Source organism: Nocardia macrotermitis (assembly GCF_009604405.1).
In the GTDB taxonomy this organism is placed as follows: domain Bacteria; phylum Actinomycetota; class Actinomycetes; order Mycobacteriales; family Mycobacteriaceae; genus Nocardia; species Nocardia macrotermitis.
This window is the reverse complement of sequence record NZ_WEGK01000012.1, coordinates 108,037-131,285: the sequence shown is the minus strand read 5'-3', so window position 1 is coordinate 131,285 and position 23,249 is coordinate 108,037. Positions and strand designations below refer to the sequence as shown.

The following is a 23,249-nucleotide window of genomic DNA, read 5'->3' as shown; positions in this document are numbered from 1 at the left end:
TCGGCGTATTCACCGCGTCGCCGTGGGCACGGCGTCGGGAGCGTCGGTGGAGGTGTACTCGAAGGTGACATCGCCCCACACCGTCAGTGCGGCCTCGAGCGAACGGCACGAGCGGGCGGCGTCGCGCAGCACCTGCGGGCCCTCGGTGAGCAGATCGCGACCCTCGTTGCGGGCCTTGACCACCGCCTCGAGCGCCACCCGATTGGCCTCGGCGCCCGCGGCGATACCCATCGGATGACCGATCGTGCCGCCGCCGAACTGGAGGATCACATCGTCGCCGAACAACTCCAGCAGCTGATGCATCTGCCCGGCGTGGATACCGCCCGAGGCGACCGGCAGCACGCCCGGCAGGCTCGCCCAGTCCTGATCGAAGAAGATCCCGGTGCCCGCGTCGGCGCGAATGTGGTTCTCCCGCAACGTGTCGTAGAAACCCTTGACCGTATTGCGGTCGCCCTCGAGTTTGCCGATCACCGTGCCCGCGTGCAGATGATCCACCCCGATCAACCGGCACCATTTGGCCAGCACCCGGAAACTCACCCCGTGCGTCTTCTGCCGGGTGTAGGTGGAATGGCCGGCGCGATGCAGATGCAGCAGCATGCCGTTGCGTCGCGCCCACGTCGACATCGATTGCATCGCGGTGTAGCCGACGGTCAGATCCATCATGATGATCACGCTGCCGAGGGATCGGGCGAATTCCGCGCGCTCGTACATGTCCTCCATGGTGGCCGCGGTGACGTTCAGATAATGGCCTTTCAGCTCACCGGTTTCCGCGATCGCCCGATTCACCCCCTCCATGGCGAACAGATAGCGATCACGCCACCGCATGAACGGCTGGGAGTTGATGTTCTCGTCGTCCTTGGTGAAATCCAGCCCGCCCCGGCACGCCTCGTACACCACGCGCCCGTAGTTGCGCGCGGACAAACCGAGTTTCGGTTTGATCGTCGCGCCCAGCAGTGGACGACCGTATTTGTTCAGATGCTCACGCTCGGTGACGATTCCGTGCGGCGGACCGGGGAAGGTCTTGACATACGCCACCGGAATGCGCATGTCCTCGAGCCGCAGTGCGGCAAGGGGTTTGAAGCCGAATACGTTACCGATCACCGAGGAGGTCAGATTGGTGATCGACCCCTCCTCGAACAGGTCCAGATCGTATGCGACATAGGCGAAGTACTCGTTCGCCCGGCCTGGCACCTCGTCGAGCCGATAGCATTTCGCGCGATACCGGTCGTGCGCGGTGAGCCGATCGGTCCACACGACGGTCCAAGTGGCAGTGGATGATTCGCCCGCCACCGCCGCGGCGGCCTCGATCGGGTCCACGCCCGGCTGCGGGGTCACCCGGAACACCGCGAGCACATCGGTGTCCTTCGGTTCGTAGTCCAGGTCGTAATAGCCCATCGAGGCATAGGACTGCACGCCCGGATCCCAGCGGTCGCGAGTGGATTCCTCGGCCATATCTCCTCCTGTGCGAGCGAGCCTGTGCGCCTGACGAATTCAGGATGCGGGCCGGGAACGCAACGGACAATTCGATTGTTTTTCGTCACGTCCAACACGGAAGTTGAGTTTGCTACCGTCTGATGATGGGAACGGTGAGCGCGGTCCGGATGGAGACATACCTGGCCGTGGCCCGCCACAACAGCATTCGCCGCGCCGCTGTGGAACTGCACATCACCGAGGCCGCCGCGTCGGCGGCGGTGGCCTATATCGAGAAACAGCTCGGCGCGAAACTGATCGCCAAATCCGGTCGCGGGATCGTGCTCACCGACGCCGGACGCGTCTACGCCGACTACTGTCGCAGCATTCTCGGGTTGATGCGCGAAGCCCAGGCCGCGGTGCGCCGCGCGGATACCGGACGTTTGCGGATCGGCGTGGTGGCCACCGCCGGAGAATACGTACTGCTGCGCCCGCTGGCCGCATTCCGCGATCGTTATCCGGATATCGAACTGGGCCTGTCGATCCATCCGCGCGATCTGTTGTTCCTCGAATTACAGCACCACGAAACAGATCTCGTGATCGCCGGACGCCCACCGCGCGCGGCCGGACTCGTCGTGCGCGCCCGACGCCCGAGCCGCCTGGTCGTCGTCGGCTCCCCCGGCCGCTGCCCGGACCCGTTGACCGCCACCTGGTTGCTACGCGGCCACGGCTCCGGCACCCGGGCCACCACTGTGGCCCTGCTCGACCGCCTCCAGATCCGCCCGCCCACCCTTACTCTCGGCACCCACGGGGCAGTGCTGGCCGCCGCGCGAGAAGGCTTGGGTATCACCCTGATCCACAACGACGCCGTCGAATCCCATGTCGCCGCAGGCGATCTGGAGATCCTGCCGGTCGAGGGAACGCCTCTGGACCGCCCTTGGCACGCGGTCACCACCCGCACCCCCACCCCACCGGCCCGCCTGTTCATCGACCACCTGATGCAGCACGCCGCCCCCGGCACCCGCCCTTTCGATCCGGTCGCTGCCTCGACGAACAACGTGGCCGGCTCGCACTGATCCGTGCTCGACGTCTCGCCGTCCGATCCATTCCGCCCGCCGCGCCGTCGTCGGCCGATCGATGGGCAAACCCGCCGTCGTCGGAGTCCCCGAACTGACTATCGACGCCACCACGATCCGAATCGGCCGGCACGTAATCCCCGAAGGCACCCTCATCGCCATCGATGGCACCGGCGGCGAGATAACCACCGGAACCCAGTCATCGGAACCACCACCGGCCCGCACGTACACCGCTTACTCGAATGGGCCGACCAGATGACCGGCGCCGACACCGAACGCAGCGCCACCGAGCGTCTCACCGCCGCCCACGCGGCTCTGCGCTGATCAGCGGCAGGACATCCTGTACCACGCGGAGCGTATTCCCGACCGAGGTGTGACCAATTCCCTATTCACTCCATTTAGTTAGTTAGCATATTGCAACTATATTGAGTGAGGCACTATTCGTCTGCGATCCGCAGGGAGAGGGACTCTTGGCTTCCGCACACACTTCCGCCGGGCTGGACGTCGGCGACGTTCAGACCGTTCGTCGGCGGCTCCGCGTCGACCACGACCACCCGCACTACAAATGGGTGGCGTTGTCGAACACCACGCTGGGGATGCTGATGGTCACCATCAACTCCTCGATCGTGCTCATCTCGCTACCCGCGATCTTCCGCGGCGTGCACCTCAATCCGCTCGAGTCCAGCAACGTCAGCTATCTGCTGTGGCTGATGATGGGCTTCCTGCTCACCTCCGCGGTGCTGGTGGTCATGTTCGGCCGCCTCGGCGACATGTTCGGCCGCGTGAAGATCTACAACGCCGGATTCATCGTCTTCACCGTCTGCGCGATCCTGCTGTCGTTCGACCCGTTCGACCACGGCGGCGGCGCGATCTGGCTGATCGCCTGGCGCGTGGTGCAGGGCATCGGCGGCGCCATGCTGATGGCGAACTCCTCGGCCATCCTCACCGACGCCTTCCCCGCCAAACAGCGCGGCTTCGCCCTGGGCATCAATCAGGTTGCGGCCGTTGCCGGTTCGTTCCTGGGCCTGCTGCTGGGCGGCCTGCTCGCCGAGTGGGACTGGAAGGCCGTGTTCTGGATCAGCGTGCCCTTCGGCATCATCGGCACCATCTGGTCCTACCGCTCGCTGCACGACAACGGCGCGCGCACCCCCGGCTCGCTGGACATCCCCGGCACCCTGACCTTCGCGGTCGGCCTGACCGCACTGCTGGCCGGAATCACCTACGGCATCCAGCCCTACGGCAGCTCCAACACCGGCTGGGGCAACCCGTGGGTGCTGACCGGCGTCATCGGCGGCCTGGCGCTGCTGGTGATCTTCTGCGTCATCGAGGCCAAATCGAGTCAGCCCATGTTCAACATGTCGCTGTTCCGCAACCGGACCTTCGCGCTGGGCAACTTCGCCAGCCTGATGACCTCGGTCAGCCGGGGTGGCCTGCAATTCATGCTGATCATCTGGTTGCAGGGCATCTGGCTGCCCCAGCACGGCTACAGCTTCGAGGACACCCCGCTGTGGGCGGGCATCTACATGCTGCCGCTGACCATCGGCTTCCTGGTCTCGGGACCGCTGTCGGGGTACCTCAGCGACCGCTTCGGCGGGCGGATCTTCGCCGCGGGCGGGCTGCTGCTGGCCGCGATCACCTTCGTGCTGCTGATCGTCATCCCGGTCAACTTCAACTACTGGCTGTTCGCGCTGATCATCCTGCTCAACGGCCTGGGCATGGGCATCTTCACCTCGCCCAACACCGCCGAGGTGATGTCCTCGGTGCCGGCCAACCAGCGCGGTGTGGCCTCGGGCATGCGCGCGACGCTGATGAACGGCGGCATGGCGCTGTCGATCGGCATCTTCTTCTCGCTGATGATCGCGGGCCTGTCCGGCACCCTGCCCAACGCCATGAACTCCGGACTGCGCGAGCAGGGCATCCCGGCGAACGTCGCCGATCAGCTCTCCAACACCCCGCCGGTCGGCAGCCTGTTCGCGACGTTCCTGGGCTACAACCCGTTCAAGGAGATGATCTCCCCCGACGTGCTGAACCAGCCCGGCGTGAACGGCAGCACCATCACCGGCGAGCAGTTCTTCCCGCACCTGATCTCCGGACCGTTCCACTCCGGTCTGATCGCGGTGTTCCTCGCCGCCGCGGTGATGCTGCTGCTCGGCTCGATCGCCTCCTGGTTCGCCAAGGGTGACTACGCCGTGGACGAGGCCGCCGAACTGGCCGAGGCCACCCGCGAGGGCATCATCGACGTCGATGCCACCGAGCAGCTCCCGGTCGTGGGCGTCAACGACGCGGCCACCAACGGCCACACCGTGACCAGCACGCTCACCGCGCCCGCGACGTTCCGGACGCCGTCGAGCGAACCACTCGTCGCGGACGGCCGCGCGATCAGCGGACGCGTCGTGCGCTCGGACGGGTACATCGTCCCGGCGGTCGCGCTGACGCTGATCGACCAGCGCGGACACCAGGTTTCGCGTGCGACCGGCAATCAGCACGGTGAGTACGTCATCGAGCCGCCCACCGCAGGCAGCTACGTGCTGATCGTCTCGGCGAGCGGGCATCAGCCCGCCGCGGTGAACGTCACCGTCGACGGCCGCCCGCAACGCCTGGACGTGCCGCTGCAAGGTTCGGGCGAGGTGTCCGGCACGGTGCGTTCGACCGCGGACCTGCGTCCGGTCGCCGGGGCCACGATCACCCTGACCGATATGCGCGGCGAGGTCGTCGGGGCCGCGGTCACCGGCGCCCGCGGTGACTATGCCTGCCAGGGCGTGGTATCCGGGGTGTACACACTGGTCGCGGTCGTCGAACACATGCGGCCCACCGCGATCACCCTGACCGTGCCCGACAGCGGCGTACTCGCCCAGGACGTCGAACTCGGCGCGATGTCGGTGCTCAACGGTTCGGTGTGGGCCGACGGGCGCGCGGTGCCCGACGCCCAGGTCATCGTGCAGGACGCGACCGGCGGCATCCTCGGTTCGGTGCACACCGACCAGGACGGCAACTACTCGGTCACCGACCTGACCGAAGGCCAGTACACCGTGGTCGCGCGCGGCTACCCGCCGGTGTCCAGCCGGGTCCGCGTCACCGGCTCGCAGGTCAACCACGATCTGCAACTGGGCTACGACCAGCCCGCCGACACCGTGAACGGCCACAGCAACGGCCGCCACGCCGCGGGCGTCACGGCCGACACCGAATAAGTGATCCGACGGGTGGTGCGCGGCGGCACGATTGCGCCGCGCACCACCGGTCCCGGCATTCCCCGCGACGGGCATACTTGCTGACACACCCCATGCAGCGCGGGTATCGAGCCGGGTAGGAGCGAGGATCGGATGATTCAGCAGCACAACGCCGAACGTCTCGCCGAGGCGGCCGACGCGTACCTGGCCGTCGGCCGGATCACCCGGCTGCTGCGCCGCGCCGGGGACACCGGCGCACTGAGTCCGGGCTCCGCCGCGGCCCTGGGCACACTCGTGCGCTGCGGGCCGATGCGCCTGGGCGATCTGGCCGCCGCCGAACGCGTCACCGCGCCGACCATGTCCCGCATCGTGACCCAGCTCGAGAAGGGCGGCTACATCCAGCGCGCCCCCGACCCCATCGACGGCCGCGCCCACGTGCTCTCGGCCACCGCACCCGCGCAGGACATGGTCAACGGCCTGACCTCCGCGCGCATCCAGCGTTTCGCCGACGCCCTGGACCACCTGCCCGAGGACGAACGCCGCATCCTGGCGACCACTCTCACCAAGGTCGTGGATCTGCTCGACGAGTGAGCGCCGGGGCATCGACTTGACCTGGAGTGCGCTCCAGCACCTAGCGTCGTGGACGTGAGCATCACTCACGAACCGCAATCCCGGTGTCACCCAGGAGGATCCATGATCGGAACCCGCACACTCGGCGAACTCACCGTCGGCGCGCAAGGGCTGGGCTGTATGGGCATGAGCCAGGCCTACGGCGTGCGCGACGACGACGCCGAATCCATCGCCACCATCCACCGCGCCCTGGAACTGGGCGTCACACTGCTGGACACCGCGAACGTCTACGGCAACGGAACCAACGAGGAACTCGTCGGCCGCGCCCTGACCGGACATCGCGACCAGGCCGTACTGGCCACCAAATTCGGCATCGTGTGGACCGAGAACGGCATGGGCGCGCGCGGCGACGCCGCCTACGTCGAGCAGTGCTGCGAGGAGTCCCTGACCCGTCTCGGCGTCGACCACATCGACCTGTACTACCAGCACCGCGTCGACCCGAACGTCCCGATCGAGGAGACCTGGGGCGCACTGGCCGAACTCGCCGCCGCGGGCAAGATCCGCTACGCCGGGATCTCCGAGGCCGCCCCGGACACGATCCGCCGCGCGCACGCGGTGTTCCCGGTGACCGCGTTGCAGAGCGAATGGTCGCTGTGGTCGCGCGATATCGAGGCCGAGGCGGTCGCGGTGTGCCGCGAACTGGGCATCGGCATCGTGCCGTTCTCCCCGCTGGGCCGCGGCCTGCTCACCGGCGCGATCACCTCCGCCGCGCAGCTGCCCGCGGACGACATGCGCCGGGGCCTGCCGCGTTTCGCCGAGGACAACCTGGACCGCAACCTGGCGATCGTCGCCGAGCTGCGCGCCCTGGCCGAGGAGAAGGACTGCACCGCAGGGCAATTGGCGTTGGCCTGGGTGCAGAGCCGGGGCGCGGACGTGGTCCCGATCCCGGGCACCAAGCGCCGCACCTACCTCGAGCAGAACCTCGCGGCGACCGAGATCACCCTCACCCCAGCCGAACTCGCGCGGATCGAGGAACTCAGCGCGAACGTCGCCGGGGCCCGCTACCCCGAAGCCTTCGCTCGCGTCGTGGGTAAGTAACGCCGCCGGAGGTCACCGCGGCGCGGCTCACTTCTGCTGCGCCGCGGTGACTTTCAGCGTGATCGGGGTCTTGGCGGTCACCGACGTGCCCGCCGCCGGGGTCTGCGAGGCCACCGTCCACGGCTTGGTCATCCCCGCCGCGTCGTGCATGACATCGGTGCCGTCCGGCCCGGTGATCGCGGTGATGTTGAAGCACAGCGCCGAGTTGACGACCAGGTCACCCAGCACTTTCCCTTTGAAGTCGGGCATCTTCTGCGGCCAGGTCTGAGTGTCGCACTGCTGCGCGGCGGTCTGCGCGGAACTCGGCGCGGCCGCCGACGAACTCGCCGCCGCGGACGTCGATGCCGCGCCCTCGCCGCCCGAGGAACCACACGCGCCGCACGCGAGGGCGGCAGCCAGGGTCAGCACGGTGATCGCGGTGCGGCGCATAGAGTTTCCTTCATGACCAGGGCCGGTGCACCGGCCGTCGGAACGGTGTGTCAGAGACCCTAATACGCGTCGCGGCGGCCGCATCGCGCGGTCCGCCCCCACTCGCGGGCGGCGAATGTCCCGGGCCGCAACCCTATTCGTCCCCGGGCTCCCGGAATTCGATCATCGTGAAGGATGCAGACCGGTCGGGTCGTCACGAATTGTCTTTTCCGGCTGGAACTTTCCGGACGCGAGATCGACAGGAGCGAACCCGCCCGCGCATTGTCGCGCGGGCACGGATTCGGGTGGTGAGGTCCGAGGGTTTCGGCGCATCCCGGACCCCACCCGATCAGCGGTGCAAGGACCGCGAGCTTGGTTTCGGCGAATCGCCAGAACAAAATTCTGCACCGAATTCCACACCCGCGTGGTCATTTCGCTGTTACGAACCGGTGAAATTCCGTACCGCGATATTTCCGGCGACCAGCACCGGCGAATCGGCATGCCGTACCGCATTCGGATCGCGGAGTTCGCGGCGATCGGGCCGAGCGTCGAATTCCGCTGTCATGTCACCGGTCCCACATGCGCCACCCGTCCGGCGCGGGCACCCACAGGTCGGACCGGTGCAACGGCCCGGCTGTGAGTCGACCGACCTTGCCGCGCACTCGCACCACACCTACCGTCGAGTCGACAGTGCATTTCGACGAACGGAATCGGTACCCATGCCCCTGCTCGACTTCGGCTCCGCCGCGCTCGATCTGGCCAACACGGTCACCTCGATCCTGGCCAACGTGACCTACCTGCTGCACGCCTGGGGTATGTGACACCGGCATCGGAGGCTCGCGCGGGACCGTCCGCGCGGGTTCCCGATCATGCTGCGGCACAGCATGTCCCGCGTGAGATCAGCCTTGCAGATACTGTTCGAGATGTTCGCGCTCGGTCTCCAGTTCGGAGATCGCGTTCTTGACCACGTCGCCGATGCTCACGATCCCGACCATCCGCCCGTGTGCGACCACCGGCAGATGCCGGATCCGATGTTCGGTCATCGTCGAACGCAGACTCTCCACCCGGTCCTCGGGCGAGCAGGTGTGCACGATCATCGTCATGATGTCCGCGACCGGCCGCCCGAGCAGTTCCGCGCCCATCCGGTGCAACTGCCGCACCACATCGCGCTCGGAGACGATGCCGTCCAGGCTCAGCCCGTCGCCGGAGACCACCACCGCCCCGACATTGTGCTCGGCCAGCACCGCCAGCAGCTCACGAACCGTGACCTCCGGCCCGATCGTGACCACCTCGGAGCCCTTCTTGCGCAGCACCTCGGAAATTCGCATCGCGTCCACCGCCTCGTCGTGCGTCCCCGGTTCTCAGGATCTCGCGTTCGGCCCGCGATGACCAGCACGAATTCATACCGTGACGCACCGACTGCGCCGAACCTGCCCCGCCGGGGTATCGCGCGGACGTACCATGCCGAACGTGGCCGAAGCGAAGCGTCCCGCGGTGCTGCGGGTTCTGGTGTACAGCAGCGATTCCGACACTCGCCGCCAGGTGATGCTGGCCCTGGGGCGGAACCCGCACCCCGAGTTGCCGCCCCTGGAATACCTCGAGGTGGCCACCGCGCCGGTGGTGGTGGACCGGCTCGATCGCGGCGGTATCGATCTGGTCGTCCTGGACGGCGAGGCCGCGCCCACCGGCGGACTGGGTCTGGCCAAACAGCTCAAGGACGAAGTCGAGCCGTGCCCGCCGATCCTGGTGCTCACCGGTCGGCCCGATGACGCCTGGCTGGCGAACTGGTCCCGCGCCGAGGCGGCCGTGTCGCACCCGATCGACCCGTTCGCGCTCACCGAGGCCGTGGTCGGCCTGCTGCGCGACTCCGAGGCCGCCTGAAACCTCCCGCACAGCACCCGGTTCTCCCCGAACGCCCGCACTCCACACCGAAGGCGGGCGTTCGGCGCGTCCGGGGTGTGTTCCCGCCCGTGGGAAACGGGTCATTACGCCGTTTCGGTCATAAGTGACAGTTCTGAATTCGATCAAACACGGCTGCCAATCCACCGGTATTGAGAAGGAACAGTTGTAGGCTGTGCTGTAGCTCACACGAGAGCGGGCGTTGGTATCAGTACCCGCCCCGTCAGGTCCCCTACACGTCCGCGCTCATGGCCGAGCGCGCCCCGGGGGTCGAGACCGGCCCGGCAGACGACGATGTCAGCCCCGCCTCGGCTGCTGCCGTCCGAGGATACGGAGAAGGGGTTGTGCAGTTGTGAATAACGAAGTTCCCACACTCGTTCTCGGCGCGATCGCTGCGGCGTTCGCGGTGGGATCGCTGTTCCTGGCCGCCCTGATCGGGCCCAAACGCCGCAACCGCGCCAAACTCGAAGCCTACGAGTGCGGTATCGAACCCACCCCCCACGCCGTGGCCGGAGGCCCGGGAAACGCTGGTGGACAGCGCTTTCCGATCAAGTACTACCTGACCGCGATGTTGTTCATCATCTTCGACATCGAGATCGTGTTCCTGTATCCGTGGGCGGTCCACTTCGACGCGCTGGGCCTGTTCGGCCTCGCGGCGATGGCGCTGTTCATCGTCAACGTCTCCATCGCCTACGCCTACGAATGGCGTCGCGGCGGCCTGAGCTGGGACTGAACCCCCGCGACGGCACACACCAACCAAGCACACGGAACGGCAAACCCACCCTCCGGACCGCCGGAGCGAGGGTTTCGAGGACGGAAGCGAGTCGGTCCGAGATGGGTCTGGAAGAGAAACTGCCCAGCGGATTCCTGCTGAGCACGGTCGAACAGTTCGCCGGATATCTGCGCAAGGGCTCGCTGTGGCCCGCGACGTTCGGGCTGGCCTGCTGCGCGATCGAGATGATGGCCACGGGCGCGGGCCGATTCGACAGCGCCCGCTTCGGGATGGAGGTCTTCCGGGCCTCCCCGCGCCAGGCCGATCTGATGATCGTGGCCGGGCGCGTCAGCCAGAAGATGGCCCCGGTGCTACGCCAGGTGTACGACCAGATGACCGAACCCAAATGGGTGCTCGCCATGGGCGTGTGCGCGTCCTCGGGCGGGATGTTCAACAACTACGCCGTGGTGCAGGGCGTGGATCACGTTGTGCCCGTGGACATCTACCTGCCCGGCTGCCCGCCGCGCCCGGAGATGCTGCTGCACGCGATCCTGACCCTGCACGAGAAGATCCAGCACATGCCGCTCGGGGTGAACCGCGAGGAGGCCGTGCGCGCCGCCGAGGCCGCGGCGCTGGCGGTCACCCCGACCATCCAACTCAAGGGGTTGCTGCGATGACCTTCGACTCCCCCGGCGCCAGCGAGAGCCCACCGGAGGCCACGGTGAACGACAACCCTTCCAGCACAGCGCGATCCGACACTTCCGCGAGCGAACCCGAACCCGCGGCCGAGGAGGTGATCGGCGTGCGCAAGGGCATGTTCGGGGTTGCCGGCAGTGGCGACACCTCCGGCTACGGCCGCCTGACGCGCACCCTGAGCCTGCCCGGCAGCACACCCCCGCCCTACGGCGGCTACTTCGACGAACTGGTCGACGAGCTACGGAAGGTGTTGTCCGACAAGGGGTTCACCGCCGCGATCGAGAAGATCGTGGTGTTCCGCGACGAGCTCACCCTGCACGTGCGACGCGAACAACTCCCCGTGGTCGCCCGCGCCCTGCGCGACGCGCAGCCGCTGCGTTTCGAACTGTGCCTGGGCGTGAGCGGAGCGCACTACCCCGACGACGCCGACCGCGAACTGCACGCGGTCTACCACCTGATGTCCATCACCCACAACCGCCGGGTGCGTGTGGAAGCCTGCGCACCCGACGCCGATCCGCACATCCCCTCGCTGTATTCGGTGTATCCCACCACCGACTGGCACGAGCGGGAAACCTACGACTTCTTCGGCATCCTGTTCGACGGTCACCCGTCGCTGACCCGCATCGAGATGCCCGACGACTGGCGCGGACACCCCCAGCGCAAGGACTACCCGCTCGGCGGGATCCCGGTCGAGTACAAGGGCGCGCGCATACCACCTCCCGACGAGCGCAGGACGTACAGCTGATGAGCGAGACCGACATCCGGCACGAGAAGCAGCCGGGCGAAACCACCGTCACCGTCGTCGGCCAGGACTGGGACGATGTGCGCCAGGCCCTGGACGGCGCGGCCGAGGAACGCATCGTGGTCAACATGGGCCCGCAGCACCCCTCCACGCACGGGGTGCTGCGGCTGATCCTGGAGATCGAGGGCGAGACCGTCACCGAGGCCCGGTGCGGTATCGGCTATCTGCACACCGGGATCGAGAAGAGTCTCGAATACCGCAGCTGGGTCCAGGGCGTCACGTTCGTGACCCGGATGGACTACCTCTCGCCGTTCTTCAACGAGACCGTCTACTGCCTGGCGGTGGAGAAACTGCTCGGCATCACCGAGGCGATTCCCGAGCGCGTCAACGTGATTCGCGTGCTGCTCATGGAACTGAACCGCATCTCCTCGCACCTGGTGGCGCTGGCCACCGGCGGCATGGAACTGGGCGCGCTGACCCCGATGCTGTTCGGCTTCCGCGAACGCGAACTCATCCTGGACATCTTCGAGACCGTCACCGGCCTGCGCATGAACCACGCCTACATCCGCCCCGGCGGCCTGGCCCAGGATCTGCCCGAGGACGGAGTGAGCAAGATCCGGGATCTGTTGGCGCTCATGCCCAAACGGCTGCGCGACATGGAACTGCTGCTCAACCAGAACCCCATCTGGAAGGCCCGCACCCGCGACGTCGGCTTCCTCGATCTGGCCGGATGTATGGCGCTGGGGATCACCGGACCGGTGCTGCGGGCCACGGGACTGCCGCACGATCTGCGAAAAACCCAGCCGTACTGCGGATACGAGAACTACGAGTTCGATGTCATGACCGACACCGGCAGCGACTGTTACGGGCGCTACCTCATCCGCGTCAACGAGATGCGCGAGTCGTTGAAGATCGTCGAACAGTGCCTGGACAAGTTACGTCCCGGCCCGGTCATGGTGGAGGACAAGAAGATTGCCTGGCCCGCGGATCTGGCACTGGGCCCGGACGGGCTGGGCAACTCCCCCGAACACATCGGCACCATCATGGGCACCTCGATGGAATCGCTGATCCACCACTTCAAACTCGTCACCGAGGGGATGCGGGTGCCGCCCGGACAGGTGTACTGCGCGGTCGAATCCCCGCGCGGCGAACTCGGGGTGCACATGGTCAGCGACGGCGGCACCCGGCCGTACCGGGTGCACTTCCGCGATCCGTCGTTCACGAATCTGCAGGCCGTGGCCGCGATGTGCGAGGGCGGCATGGTCGCCGACGTCATCGCGTCCGTGGCGAGTATCGACCCGGTGATGGGTGGTGTGGACCGATGACTCAGATCTTGTTGAAACTGACCACCAAGCCGATTCCGTATCCGGCCGAGGTGCACGATCGTCTCGCCGCGGACGCGAAGACGATCCTGGACTGCTATCCGCAGTCCCGCTCGGCGCTGCTGCCGCTGCTGCATCTGGTGCAGAGCGTCGAGGGGTATGTCTCGGGCACCGGAATCGGTTTCTGCGCAGAGCAATTGGGGCTCACCGATGCCGAGGTCACCGCGGTGGCCACCTTCTACTCGATGTATCGCGGCACCCCGACCGGGGACTATCACCTCGGGGTGTGTACCAACACGCTGTGCGCGGTCCTGGGCGGGGACGAGATCCTCGCGGCGCTGAAAGCGCATCTGGGCGTCGGGCACGGGGAGACCACCCCGGACGGCAGCATCACTCTCGAACACATCGAATGCAATGCCGCCTGCGACTACGCGCCGGTGCTGATGGTCAACTGGGAGTTCTTCGACAACCAGACGCCTGAATCCGCACGCGAACTGGTGGATTCGCTGCGCGCGGGGCAACCGGTCACCGGGACGCGCAGCGGATTGCCGGTGTGCACGTTCCGCGAGACCGCACGGGTACTGGCCGGATTCCCGGACGAACGTCCCGGGGCCACCGACGGCGCACCCGGCGCACCCACCCTCGCCGGGCTTCAGGTCGTGAACAATCCACTGCCCCAAGATGATTCGCCCGCGGCCGACGGGAGCGACCGGTGAGTCTGACACCTGTCCTGACTAGTTACTGGGACGAGCCGCAATCCTGGACGATGGACACCTACCGCCGCCACGACGGCTACCGCGCGCTGTCCAAGGCGTTGCGCCTGCAACCGGACGAGGTCATCGCCACGGTCAAGGACTCCGGGCTGCGCGGTCGCGGCGGCGCGGGGTTCCCCACCGGCATGAAATGGGGATTCATCCCGCAGGGGCCCGGCCCGGACGGCACCACCAAACCGCATTACCTGGTCGTCAACGCCGACGAATCCGAGCCCGGCACCTGCAAGGACATGCCGCTCATGCTGGCCACCCCGCACGCGCTGGTCGAAGGGGTGATCATCGCCGCCTACGCCATTCGCGCGGCACAGGCGTTCATCTACGTGCGCGGCGAGGTACTGCCGGTGCTGCGGCGATTGCAGGTCGCGGTCGCCGAAGCCTATGCCGCGGGGTATCTCGGGCACGACATCCTGGGTTCGGGCTACGACCTGGACCTGATCGTGCACGCCGGGGCGGGCGCGTACATCTGCGGTGAGGAGACCGCGCTGCTGGACTCGCTCGAAGGTCGGCGCGGACAACCCCGGTTGCGGCCGCCGTTCCCGGCCGTCGCGGGCCTGTACGCGTGCCCGACGGTGGTCAACAATGTCGAATCCATCGCGAGCGTGCCCGCGATCGTGCTCAACGGGGTGGACTGGTTCCGCACGATGGGTTCGGAGCGTTCGCCCGGATTCACGCTGTACTCGCTGTCCGGGCACGTCACCCGGCCCGGACAGTACGAAGCGCCGCTCGGGGTCACGCTGCGCGAGCTGCTCGGACACGCCGGCGGTGTGCGCGCCGGGCACACGTTGAAGTTCTGGACGCCCGGCGGGTCCTCGACCCCGCTGTTCACCGGCGAGCATCTCGATGTGCCGCTGGACTACGAGAACGTCGCCGCGGCCGGATCCATGTTGGGCACCAAGGCATTACAGATCTTCGACGACACCACGTGCGTGGTGCGCGCGGTGCTGCGCTGGACCGAGTTCTACGCGCACGAATCCTGCGGTAAGTGCACCCCATGTCGGGAGGGCACGTACTGGCTGGTGCAACTGCTCGAACGCATCGAATCCGGCCAGGGCACCGGCGCGGATCTGGACACGCTGCTCGATGTCGCGGACAACATCAACGGCAAGTCGTTCTGCGCCCTCGGCGACGGCGCGGCCAGCCCGATCTTCTCCTCCCTCAAATATTTCCGCGAGGAATACGAACAGCATCTGCGCGGCGGTTGCCCGTTCGATCCGGCCCGCAGCACCGCCTGGGCCACTGCCGACACCGCCATCGCTGAACGAGGAGGCGCGCGATGACCGCCACGGTCCCCACCGACACCAGCGGCGTCACCCCCGCGGATCTGGTGAGTCTGACCATCGACGACACCACCGTCAGCGTGCCCGCCGGGACGCTGCTGATCCGCGCGGCCGAACTGGTCGGGATCCAGATTCCGCGCTTCTGCGATCATCCGCTGCTGGATCCGGTCGGCGCGTGCCGCCAATGCCTGGTCGAGGTCGAAGGACAACGAAAGCCGGTGGCGTCCTGCACGATTCCGGTCGCCGAGGGCATGATCGTGCGCACCCAGCTCAGCTCCCCGGTGGCCCGCAAGTCGCAGGAGGGGGTGATGGAACTGCTGCTGATCAACCATCCGCTGGACTGTCCGGTGTGCGACAAGGGCGGGGAATGCCCGTTGCAGAACCAGGCCATGTCCAGCGGACGGACCGAATCCCGCTTCGAGGGCGTCAAACGGACGTATCCCAAACCGATTCCGCTGTCCAGCGCGGTGCTGCTGGATCGCGAACGGTGTGTGCTGTGCGCGCGGTGCACCCGATTCTCGCAGCAGGTCGCCGGGGATCCGTTCATCGATCTGATGGATCGCGGTGCGCTGCAACAAGTCGGCATCGCCGACGGGGAACCGCTGGACTCCTATTTCTCCGGTAACACCGTGCAGATCTGCCCGGTCGGCGCGCTCACCGGGACGACGTACCGGTTCCGCGCCCGGCCCTTCGATCTGGTGTCCAGTCCGGCGGTGTGTGAGCACTGCGCGTCCGGATGCGCGCAGCGGACCGATCATCGCCGCGGGACCGTGCTGCGGCGGTTGGCCGGTGACGATCCGCAGGTCAACGAGGAATGGAACTGTGACAAGGGGCGGTGGGCGTTCACCTATGCCGGCCAGCCCGACCGGCTGACCACGCCGTTGGTGCGCGGGTGGGACGGCACCCTCGCGGCCGCGTCGTGGTCCGAGGCGCTGGCGCGCGCGGCGGAAGGACTGGCGGCCGCGAACGGTAATGCCGGGGTGCTCGTCGGCGGACGCGCCACCCTCGAGGATGCCTACGCGTATTCGAAGTTCGCGCGAATCGCGTTGGGCACCAACGATATCGACTTCCGGGCCCGTGCCCACTCGGCCGAGGAGGCGCAATTCCTGGCCGCCCGCGTCGCCGGGCAGGGGGTGCGCGTGGATTACGCCGCGCTCGAGACCGCGCCGGTGGTGCTGCTGGCCGGATTCGAGCCCGAAGAGGAATCGCCGATGGTCTACGTGCGGCTGCGCAAGGCCGCCCGCAAACACGGTCTGCCGGTGTACTCGCTGGCCGCGTATGCCTCGCGCGGACTCGAGCGGATGGCGGGCACGCTGATTCCCACGGTGCCCGGTGACGAGTCGTATGCGCTCGAGGCATTGCGTGTCGGCGGCGGGCCGGCCGAACTCGACGCCGCTCGCGATCTGCTTCGCGCACCCGGCGCGGTGATCCTGGCCGGGGAACGGCTCGCCACCGTCCCGGGCGCGCTCAACGCGCTCACGCGGCTGGCCGACGACACCGGCGCCGCGCTGGCGTGGGTGCCCCGGCGGGCGGGCGAGCGCGGCGCACTCGAGGCCGGGGCGTTGCCGGGGCTGCTGCCCGGCGGACGGCCGATCGCCGATTCCCGTGCGCGCCAACAGATCAAGACCGGATGGGATATCGACGAACTGCCCGCCGCACCCGGGCGCGACACCGCGTCCATCCTCGCCGACGCCGCGAGCCTCGGGGCGTTGGTCGTGGGCGGGATCGAGGTCGCGGACCTGCCCGACCCGCGCGCGGCGCTCGCGGCCATCGACGCCGCCCGCTTCGTCGTCGCGCTGGAACTGCGCAGCAGCAACATCACCGAACGCGCCGACGTCGTGTTCCCCGTCGCCACCGCCATGGAGAAAGCGGGCACCTTCCTGACCTGGGAGGGCCGCACCCGCGAATTCGACGCCGCCCTGGCCGATCCCACCGTCCGCCGCCAACCCGCGCAGCTGGCCGATCACCGCGTCCTGCACGCCATCGCCGACGAAATGGGCATCCGCCTCGGCCTGCCCGATATCGCCTCGGCCCGTAGGGAATTGGCGAACCTCGGCACCTGGGACGGCCCCCCGGCCACCCCACCGGACGCCCTGCCCGAACCGATCCCCCGACCCGCCCCCGGCACGGCCGTCCTGGCCGGTTGGCGCATGCTGCTGGACCGCGGCCGCATGCAGGACGGCGAAGCCAACCTCGCCGGCACCGCCCGCCCGCCGGTGCTGCGCCTGTCCCACGACACCGCCGCCGAAATCGGCGCCAGCACAGACGATCCGGTCCGCGTCAGCACCGACCACGGCCACCTCACCCTCCCCCTGGTGGTCACCGACATGCCCGACCGCGTCGTATGGCTCCCCCTGAACTCCCCCGGCTCGGCGGTCTACGAACACCTCGCCGTCACCCCTGGCCACCTGGTCCGCATCCGCCGGGAGGACCACCGTGACTGAGTTCGCGACACCACGCCGCACACTCGCGCAAGAATCGGTGACCATCCGGCACCAACACGAATCCTGTTCGTACACTGAGGCTTTCATTACTCGCCACCCTGGTGTCGGCCCGGACGGCAACGACACGGTGCGGCCCGATAGCGGACAACGCCCCGACCGGGCCGGGCTCGGACCGGACAGCGAGGGCAGGGCAGTGTCCGCGATCGAATACCCGGGCGGCGCGAGGACCCGGCTGTCTCGTCGGAGTGTTGAGGAGGTTCGGTCGTGAGCGATCTGGGTGCCTTCGGGCATGATCCGTGGTGGCTGGTGGTCGTGAAATGCGTCGCGATCTTCATCTTCCTGCTGCTGATTCCGATGCTGGGCGTGTATGCCGAGCGCAAGATCGTGGCGTTCATGCAGATGCGGGTGGGGCCGAATCGGGTGGGGCCGGGCGGGACGTTGCAGTCCATCGCGGACGGGGTGAAGATGCTCCTCAAGGAGGATATCGTCCCGGCGATCGTGGACAAGCCGATATTCGTTCTCGCACCGGTCATTTCGCTGATTCCGGCGGTGATGGCGTTCGCGGTGATCCCGTTCGGGCCCGAAGTATCGTTCTTCGGCACGCGCACTCCGTTGCAGCTGACCGATATGCCCGTCGGGGTGCTGTACATCCTGGCCATGGCCTCGATCGGGGTGTACGGGATCGTGCTGGCCGGGTGGGCGTCGGGGTCGACGTATCCGCTGCTGGGCGGGCTGCGGTCGACCGCGCAGGTGATCTCCTACGAGATCGCCATGGCCGCCTGTTTCGCGGCGGTGTTCCTGCTGACCGGCACCATGTCCACTTCCGGCATCGTCGCGCACCAGTTCGGCACCTGGAACGTCTTCCTGCTGCTGCCCTCGTTCGTGATCTACGCGGTCTCGATGGTCGGTGAGACCAACCGCGCGCCGTTCGACCTGCCCGAGGCCGAGGGCGAACTCGTCGGCGGCTTCCACACCGAGTACTCCTCGCTGAAATTCGCGATGTTCATGATGGCCGAGTACATCAACATGGGCACCGTGTCGGCGCTGGCCACCACACTGTTCTTCGGCGGCTGGCACGCGCCGTTCCCGCTGAACCTCTGGGCGGGCGCGAATTCGGGCTGGTGGCCGCTGCTGTGGTTCACCGCGAAGGTGTGGGTGTTCCTGTTCGTGTTCATCTGGCTGCGCGGCACCCTGCCCCGGCTGCGCTATGACCAGTTCATGAATCTGGGCTGGAAGCTGCTGATTCCGGCCTCGCTGCTGTGGGTGATGGTCGTAGCTACATTGAAGGTGTTGCAGGACAACGGATATCACGTGCAGACCGCTGGTCTGGTGATCGGCGGCATCGTGCTCACCCTGCTGCTGCTCGCCGCGGTGGTACGTGCCGGACTCCGCGGCAACGACCGGCCCACTCCCGCCGAATCCGCCGCCACAACCGAATACGCCGGATTCCCGGTCCCGCCGATGCCCACCGCCCCTGCCGCGACCGGCCCGAAACCCGGCCTGCTCGAACCGTTCGGCGGCTTCGCGGTCACCTTCCTGACCATGTTCAAGAAGCCCAACACCGAGTTCTACCCGGAGGTCAAGGAACCCACCGCACCCCGCTACCACGGCCGCCACCAGCTCAACCGCCACCCGGACGGGCTGGAGAAGTGCATCGGCTGCGAACTGTGCGCGTGGGCGTGCCCGGCGGACGCGATCTACGTCGAGGGCGCGGACAATACCGAGACCGAACGCTTCTCCCCCGGTGAACGCTACGGCCGCGTGTACCAGATCAACTACCTGCGCTGCATCGGCTGCGGCCTGTGCATCGAGGCCTGCCCCACCCGCGCACTCACCATGACCAACGAATACGAACTCGCCGACGACAACCGCGCCGACCTGATCTACGAGAAGGACCGGCTGCTGGCCCCGCTCGAGCCCGGCATGACCCTCCCGCCGCACGCGATGATCCCCGACACCACCGAACAGGACTACTACCTCGGCACCATCGACGTCCTGGGAACCCTTGCCGCGGGCCGGGATCCGAACCAGGAATCCGAACCGCATCCGGAAGGGGCGTTGCGATGAACCCCGCACGATGCCGCGGCGGTCTCGACGCAAGCCGCCTCGAGACCAAGGCCGAGCCGCTCGCCTCCGCCGCTTCGACGAACTGCGTATCGCGCCCGGATCGACCCGTTGCACTCGTCGTCCGGACCGGATCCCGCGCTCCGGAAGCCGTCGCCCGATCGCACCGCGAGCATCGTGACGCCCCGGTCGCGAGGCAGATCGGTACCGAAGGAGGCCGAAAATGACATTCGTCGCGACACAAGTGGTCTCGGCCGCGCAGCAGATGCCGCTGGCCGAGACCGCGACGCGCACCTCGACCGGTGAGGCGGTGCTGTTCTGGGTGCTGGCCGTGGTCGCTGTCGTCGGCGCGATCGGGATGGTGTGTGCCCGCAAGGCCGTGCACGCGGCAATGTGCCTGGCGGGCACCATGATCACGCTGTCGGTGTTCTACATCGCCGAGAACGCGCTGTTCCTGGGCGTGGTGCAGATCGTGGTCTACACCGGCGCGGTGATGATGCTGTTCCTGTTCGTGCTGATGCTCGTCGGCGTCGACTCCTCCGAATCGTTGCGCGAAACCCTGCGCGGACACCGGATCGCGGTGCTGATCGTCGGCGTCGGCTTCGGGCTGATCCTCATCGCCGCCATCGCCCGTGGCATGCACCAGCATTCGGTCGCGCACACCGGACCGGGCTTCGGACAGGACACCATCAACCAACTCGCCGAACTGATCTTCATACGGTACGTGTGGGCGTTCGAACTCACCGGCGCCCTGCTGATCACCGCCACCATCGGCGCGATGGTCCTGGCCCATCGCGAACACTTCGGGCCGCGCACCGATCAGCGCGAGATGTCGCAACGCCGTGTGCGCCAAGGGGATCGGGTCACCCCGCTGCCCACCCCGGGCGTCTACGCCCGGCACAACGCGGTCGACATCCCGGCCCGCCTGCCCGACGGCTCGTTCGCCGAACTGTCGGTCAGCACCGTGCTGCGGCACCGCCGCCACCGCGCGCACACCGAGGCCGCGGTCATCGGCGTCGGCACGAGCACCCCGAACTCCCCGGATGACAACGCCCCCAACGGAACCCGCGACGGCTCGGGTACCGACGACCCCACGCACGGCTGAAGCAGAAAGGCTCTGCGGTGAATCCCGACAACTATCTGTACCTCTCGGCCCTGCTGTTCACCATCGGCGCGGCCGGAGTGCTGGTGCGGCGCAACGCGATCGTGGTGTTCATGTGCATCGAGCTGATGCTCAACGCGGTGAACCTCGCCTTCGTCACCTTCGCCCGCATCCACGCCGACCTCGACGGGCACGTGTTCGCGTTCTTCACGATGGTGGTGGCCGCGGCCGAGGTCGTCATCGGCCTGGCCATCATCATGACCATCTTCCGCGCCCGCCGCTCGACCTCGGTCGACGACGCCAACCTGCTGAAGTACTGATATGGATACCACGCAGATGCTGTGGCTGCTGCCCGCGCTTCCCCTGGCCGGCGCGGTGATCCTGCTGCTGGCGGGCCGGATATCCGACGCCTGGGGACACTGGCTGGGCCTGCTCGCCGCGCTCGGCTCGTTCGCGATCGCGGTGTGGGCCTTCGCCGATATGCTCGGCCGCTCGGACGCCACCCGCGCGATCCACCACGACTTCTTCACCTGGGCCCCCGCGGCCGCGCTCCAGGTGCAGTTCACCCTGCAACTCGATCAGCTCTCGATCTGCTTCGCGCTGCTGATCACCGGCGTCGGCTCGCTGATCCACCTGTACTCGGTCGGCTACATGGCGCACGATCCGGGGCGGCGGCGGTTCTTCGCCTACCTGAATCTGTTCCTGGCCGCGATGCTGGTGCTGGTCATGGCGGGCAACTACCTGGTGCTGTATCTCGGCTGGGAGGGCGTCGGTCTGGCGTCGTACCTGCTGATCGGGTTCTGGTATCACAAACCCTCGGCGGCGACCGCGGCCAAGAAGGCGTTCGTGGTCAACCGGGTCGGCGACATGGGTCTGGCGATCGCGTTGTTCGTCATGTTCGCCACCTTCGGGTCGCTGGATTTCGGGCAGGTGTTCGCCGGGGCGCCGCATGCCGGGCAGGGCACGCTCACCGCGATCGGGCTGCTCCTGCTGCTGGGCGCGTGCGGTAAATCCGCGCAGGTGCCGTTGCAGTCCTGGCTCGGCGACGCGATGGAGGGCCCGACACCGGTGTCGGCGCTGATCCACGCCGCGACCATGGTCACCGCCGGCGTCTATCTGATCGCGCGTTCGCACGCGATCTTCGACCTGGCACCCGGCGCTCGCGCGGGCGTGCTGATCGTCGGCGCGGTCACCCTGCTGTTCGGCGCGATCATCGGCTGCGCCAAGGACGACATCAAGAAGGCCCTGGCCGCCTCCACCATGAGCCAGATCGGCTACATGATCCTGGCCGCGGGACTGGGCCCGGCCGGATACGCGGTGGCGATCATGCATCTGCTCACCCACGGCTTCTTCAAGGCCGGGCTGTTCCTCGGCGCCGGATCGGTCATGCACGCGATGAACGAGGAAACCGATATGCGCCGCTACGGCGGGCTGCGGGTGCTCATGCCGATCACGTTCGTCACCTTCGGCCTGGGCTATCTGGCCATCATCGGGGTGCCGCCGTTCGCGGGATTCTTCTCCAAGGACCACATCATCGAGGCCGCGTTCGGATACGGCGGCGCGAGCGGGGTCACCCTCGGCGTCGCGGCACTGCTGGGCGCGGGGATCACCGCGTTCTACATGACCCGGGTGATGCTGCTGACGTTCTTCGGGGAACGTCGCTGGCGGCCCGACACCCACCCGCACGAATCCCCCGCCTCGATGACCGGCCCGATGATCGTGCTCGCGCTGGGCTCGGTGTTCTCCGGCGGCGTGTTCGTGTTCGGGTCCTCGCTCCAGAACTGGCTCGAACCCGTTGTCGGACACAAACATTCCGAGGGCGGCATGCCGTCCTGGGTGATCACGGTGCTCGCGCTGCTCGTCGTCGCGGCCGGTGTGGCGGTCGCCTACCGCCAGTACGGGCAACGTCCCGTCCCCGAGACCGCGCCCGCGGAGGTCACCGCGCTCACCGTCGCCGCGCGTCGCGACCTGTACGGCGACGCACTCAACGAGGCCGCGTTCATGCGCCCCGGCGCACGCCTGACCCGCTCACTGGTATTCCTCGACACCCGCGGCATCGACGGCCTGGTCAACTCCACCGCCACCGTCATCGACGCCGTCTCCACTCGAATCCGCCGCGTACAAACAGGTTTCGTCCGCTCGTATGCCCTGTCCATGTTCGCCGGAGCAGCGCTGGTCGTCGTGGCACTCTTGGCGGTGAGCTTCATATGAGCGCTCGTGTAGCTGCCGACGCAACGTGCGTAGACCGTACTTCGATCGGGACCCGTTGGGCACTGTCGGCATTCACCGGTACGTATGCCACCGGCGACCGCTGGTGCGGGCCTGGTGGGTGTCCACATATTCGCGGCGATGGCGAGATGAGCGTTCCGGAACTGTCGGTGCACGGCCATCCCGGTGACCGATCGGCCGGAATCGCCTGGGCACGAGACGGTTTCGTGGGCGCCCGGGTGCGACCGTGCAGCGCCTGTCCCGTCGCCACCGATGCCGTG

21 protein-coding genes and 1 pseudogene are annotated in these 23,249 nt (G+C 67.6%); 18 read left to right on the top strand and 4 right to left on the bottom strand.

From position 1 onward, the window contains the following. Positions 1-9 precede the first annotated feature (9 nt). Positions 10-1,452 carry a form I ribulose bisphosphate carboxylase large subunit gene (locus NRB20_RS25775; RefSeq protein ID WP_153413432.1) on the bottom strand — a complete coding sequence of 481 codons (1,443 nt, stop codon included), beginning with the start codon at positions 1,450-1,452 and terminating at the stop codon, positions 10-12. 125 nt (positions 1,453-1,577) lie between these two features. On the opposite strand from NRB20_RS25775, the gene NRB20_RS25770 reads away from it, so the two are divergent. The 6 genes and pseudogenes from NRB20_RS25770 to NRB20_RS25750 all read left to right on the top strand — a co-directional run bounded on the left by NRB20_RS25770 (position 1,578) and on the right by NRB20_RS25750 (position 7,321). Continuing rightward, on the top strand, positions 1,578-2,486 hold the full coding sequence (locus tag NRB20_RS25770) for a LysR family transcriptional regulator (protein WP_227833862.1): 909 nt from the start codon (positions 1,578-1,580) through the stop codon (positions 2,484-2,486). Continuing rightward, positions 2,443-2,745 (top strand): PEP-utilizing enzyme, encoded by a 303-nt coding sequence (locus NRB20_RS25765; protein WP_319945430.1) that lies wholly within the window; start codon positions 2,443-2,445, stop codon positions 2,743-2,745. Before NRB20_RS25770 ends, NRB20_RS25765 begins: the two co-directional genes overlap by 44 nt. A 211-nt stretch (positions 2,746-2,956) precedes the next feature. Further along, positions 2,957-4,675 (top strand): annotated as a pseudogene (locus NRB20_RS38430) (MFS transporter); the annotation flags it as partial. Beyond that, on the top strand, positions 4,676-5,674 hold the full coding sequence (locus tag NRB20_RS38425; protein WP_319945429.1) for an MSCRAMM family protein: 999 nt from the start codon (positions 4,676-4,678) through the stop codon (positions 5,672-5,674). A gap of 132 nt (positions 5,675-5,806) precedes the next feature. Next, positions 5,807-6,244 carry a MarR family winged helix-turn-helix transcriptional regulator gene (locus tag NRB20_RS25755; RefSeq protein WP_153413428.1) on the top strand — a complete coding sequence of 146 codons (438 nt, stop codon included), beginning with the start codon at positions 5,807-5,809 and terminating at the stop codon, positions 6,242-6,244. 102 nt (positions 6,245-6,346) lie between these two features. Next, entirely contained in the window at positions 6,347-7,321 is a 975-nt protein-coding gene (locus NRB20_RS25750) for an aldo/keto reductase (protein ID WP_153413427.1), read from the top strand. 27 nt (positions 7,322-7,348) lie between these two features. Here NRB20_RS25750 and NRB20_RS25745 read toward each other — a convergent pair whose 3' ends face one another. From NRB20_RS25745 to NRB20_RS25740, 3 genes are all read right to left on the bottom strand, one after another. Beyond that, positions 7,349-7,750 (bottom strand): hypothetical protein, encoded by a 402-nt coding sequence (locus NRB20_RS25745; protein ID WP_153413425.1) that lies wholly within the window; start codon positions 7,748-7,750, stop codon positions 7,349-7,351. A 418-nt stretch (positions 7,751-8,168) separates the two neighbouring features. After that, complete coding sequence (locus NRB20_RS39040) at positions 8,169-8,294, bottom strand: hypothetical protein (RefSeq protein WP_264766377.1); 126 nt, start codon at positions 8,292-8,294, stop codon at positions 8,169-8,171. A 334-nt stretch (positions 8,295-8,628) separates the two neighbouring features. Beyond that, entirely contained in the window at positions 8,629-9,057 is a 429-nt protein-coding gene (locus NRB20_RS25740; RefSeq protein WP_153413423.1) for a CBS domain-containing protein, read from the bottom strand. Between the two features lie 133 nt (positions 9,058-9,190). Between NRB20_RS25740 and NRB20_RS25735 the strand changes: the two genes are divergently transcribed. The 12 genes from NRB20_RS25735 to nuoL all read left to right on the top strand — a co-directional run bounded on the left by NRB20_RS25735 (position 9,191) and on the right by nuoL (position 22,971). Further along, positions 9,191-9,610, top strand: coding sequence for an Rv3143 family two-component system response regulator (locus tag NRB20_RS25735; RefSeq protein WP_153413421.1), 420 nt, complete (start codon positions 9,191-9,193; stop codon positions 9,608-9,610). A 370-nt stretch (positions 9,611-9,980) separates the two neighbouring features. Continuing rightward, a complete protein-coding gene (locus NRB20_RS25730; protein WP_319945393.1) occupies positions 9,981-10,361 on the top strand; it encodes an NADH-quinone oxidoreductase subunit A in 381 nt (126 codons plus the stop codon). Between the two features lie 101 nt (positions 10,362-10,462). Continuing rightward, positions 10,463-11,017: a NuoB/complex I 20 kDa subunit family protein gene (locus NRB20_RS25725; protein WP_067674818.1), complete on the top strand. Its 555-nt coding sequence runs from the start codon at positions 10,463-10,465 to the stop codon at positions 11,015-11,017. Beyond that, positions 11,014-11,781 carry an NADH-quinone oxidoreductase subunit C gene (locus tag NRB20_RS25720; RefSeq protein WP_153413417.1) on the top strand — a complete coding sequence of 256 codons (768 nt, stop codon included), beginning with the start codon at positions 11,014-11,016 and terminating at the stop codon, positions 11,779-11,781. Before NRB20_RS25725 ends, NRB20_RS25720 begins: the two co-directional genes overlap by 4 nt. Further along, positions 11,781-13,103 (top strand): NADH dehydrogenase (quinone) subunit D, encoded by a 1,323-nt coding sequence (nuoD, locus tag NRB20_RS25715; RefSeq protein WP_153413415.1) that lies wholly within the window; start codon positions 11,781-11,783, stop codon positions 13,101-13,103. Before NRB20_RS25720 ends, nuoD begins: the two co-directional genes overlap by 1 nt. Next, entirely contained in the window at positions 13,100-13,816 is a 717-nt protein-coding gene (gene nuoE, locus NRB20_RS25710) for an NADH-quinone oxidoreductase subunit NuoE (RefSeq protein ID WP_153413412.1), read from the top strand. Before nuoD ends, nuoE begins: the two co-directional genes overlap by 4 nt. Then, the gene (gene nuoF, locus NRB20_RS25705; RefSeq protein WP_319945392.1) at positions 13,813-15,150 is read left to right on the top strand and encodes an NADH-quinone oxidoreductase subunit NuoF; all 1,338 of its coding nucleotides are present in this window, start codon (positions 13,813-13,815) and stop codon (positions 15,148-15,150) included. The genes nuoE and nuoF overlap by 4 nt, the downstream gene beginning before the upstream one ends. After that, the gene (locus NRB20_RS25700) at positions 15,147-17,594 is read left to right on the top strand and encodes an NADH-quinone oxidoreductase subunit G (RefSeq protein WP_153413410.1); all 2,448 of its coding nucleotides are present in this window, start codon (positions 15,147-15,149) and stop codon (positions 17,592-17,594) included. The genes nuoF and NRB20_RS25700 overlap by 4 nt, the downstream gene beginning before the upstream one ends. Positions 17,595-17,858: 264 nt before the next feature. After that, positions 17,859-19,661: an NADH-quinone oxidoreductase subunit NuoH gene (gene nuoH / locus NRB20_RS25695; RefSeq protein ID WP_319945391.1), complete on the top strand. Its 1,803-nt coding sequence runs from the start codon at positions 17,859-17,861 to the stop codon at positions 19,659-19,661. Between the two features lie 220 nt (positions 19,662-19,881). After that, the gene (locus NRB20_RS25690) at positions 19,882-20,763 is read left to right on the top strand and encodes an NADH-quinone oxidoreductase subunit J (protein ID WP_227833861.1); all 882 of its coding nucleotides are present in this window, start codon (positions 19,882-19,884) and stop codon (positions 20,761-20,763) included. A 17-nt stretch (positions 20,764-20,780) separates the two neighbouring features. Continuing rightward, positions 20,781-21,080, top strand: coding sequence for an NADH-quinone oxidoreductase subunit NuoK (gene nuoK, locus NRB20_RS25685; protein ID WP_319945390.1), 300 nt, complete (start codon positions 20,781-20,783; stop codon positions 21,078-21,080). A gap of 1 nt (position 21,081) precedes the next feature. Further along, on the top strand, positions 21,082-22,971 hold the full coding sequence (nuoL, locus tag NRB20_RS25680; protein WP_153413406.1) for an NADH-quinone oxidoreductase subunit L: 1,890 nt from the start codon (positions 21,082-21,084) through the stop codon (positions 22,969-22,971). Positions 22,972-23,249: the final 278 nt, after the last annotated feature.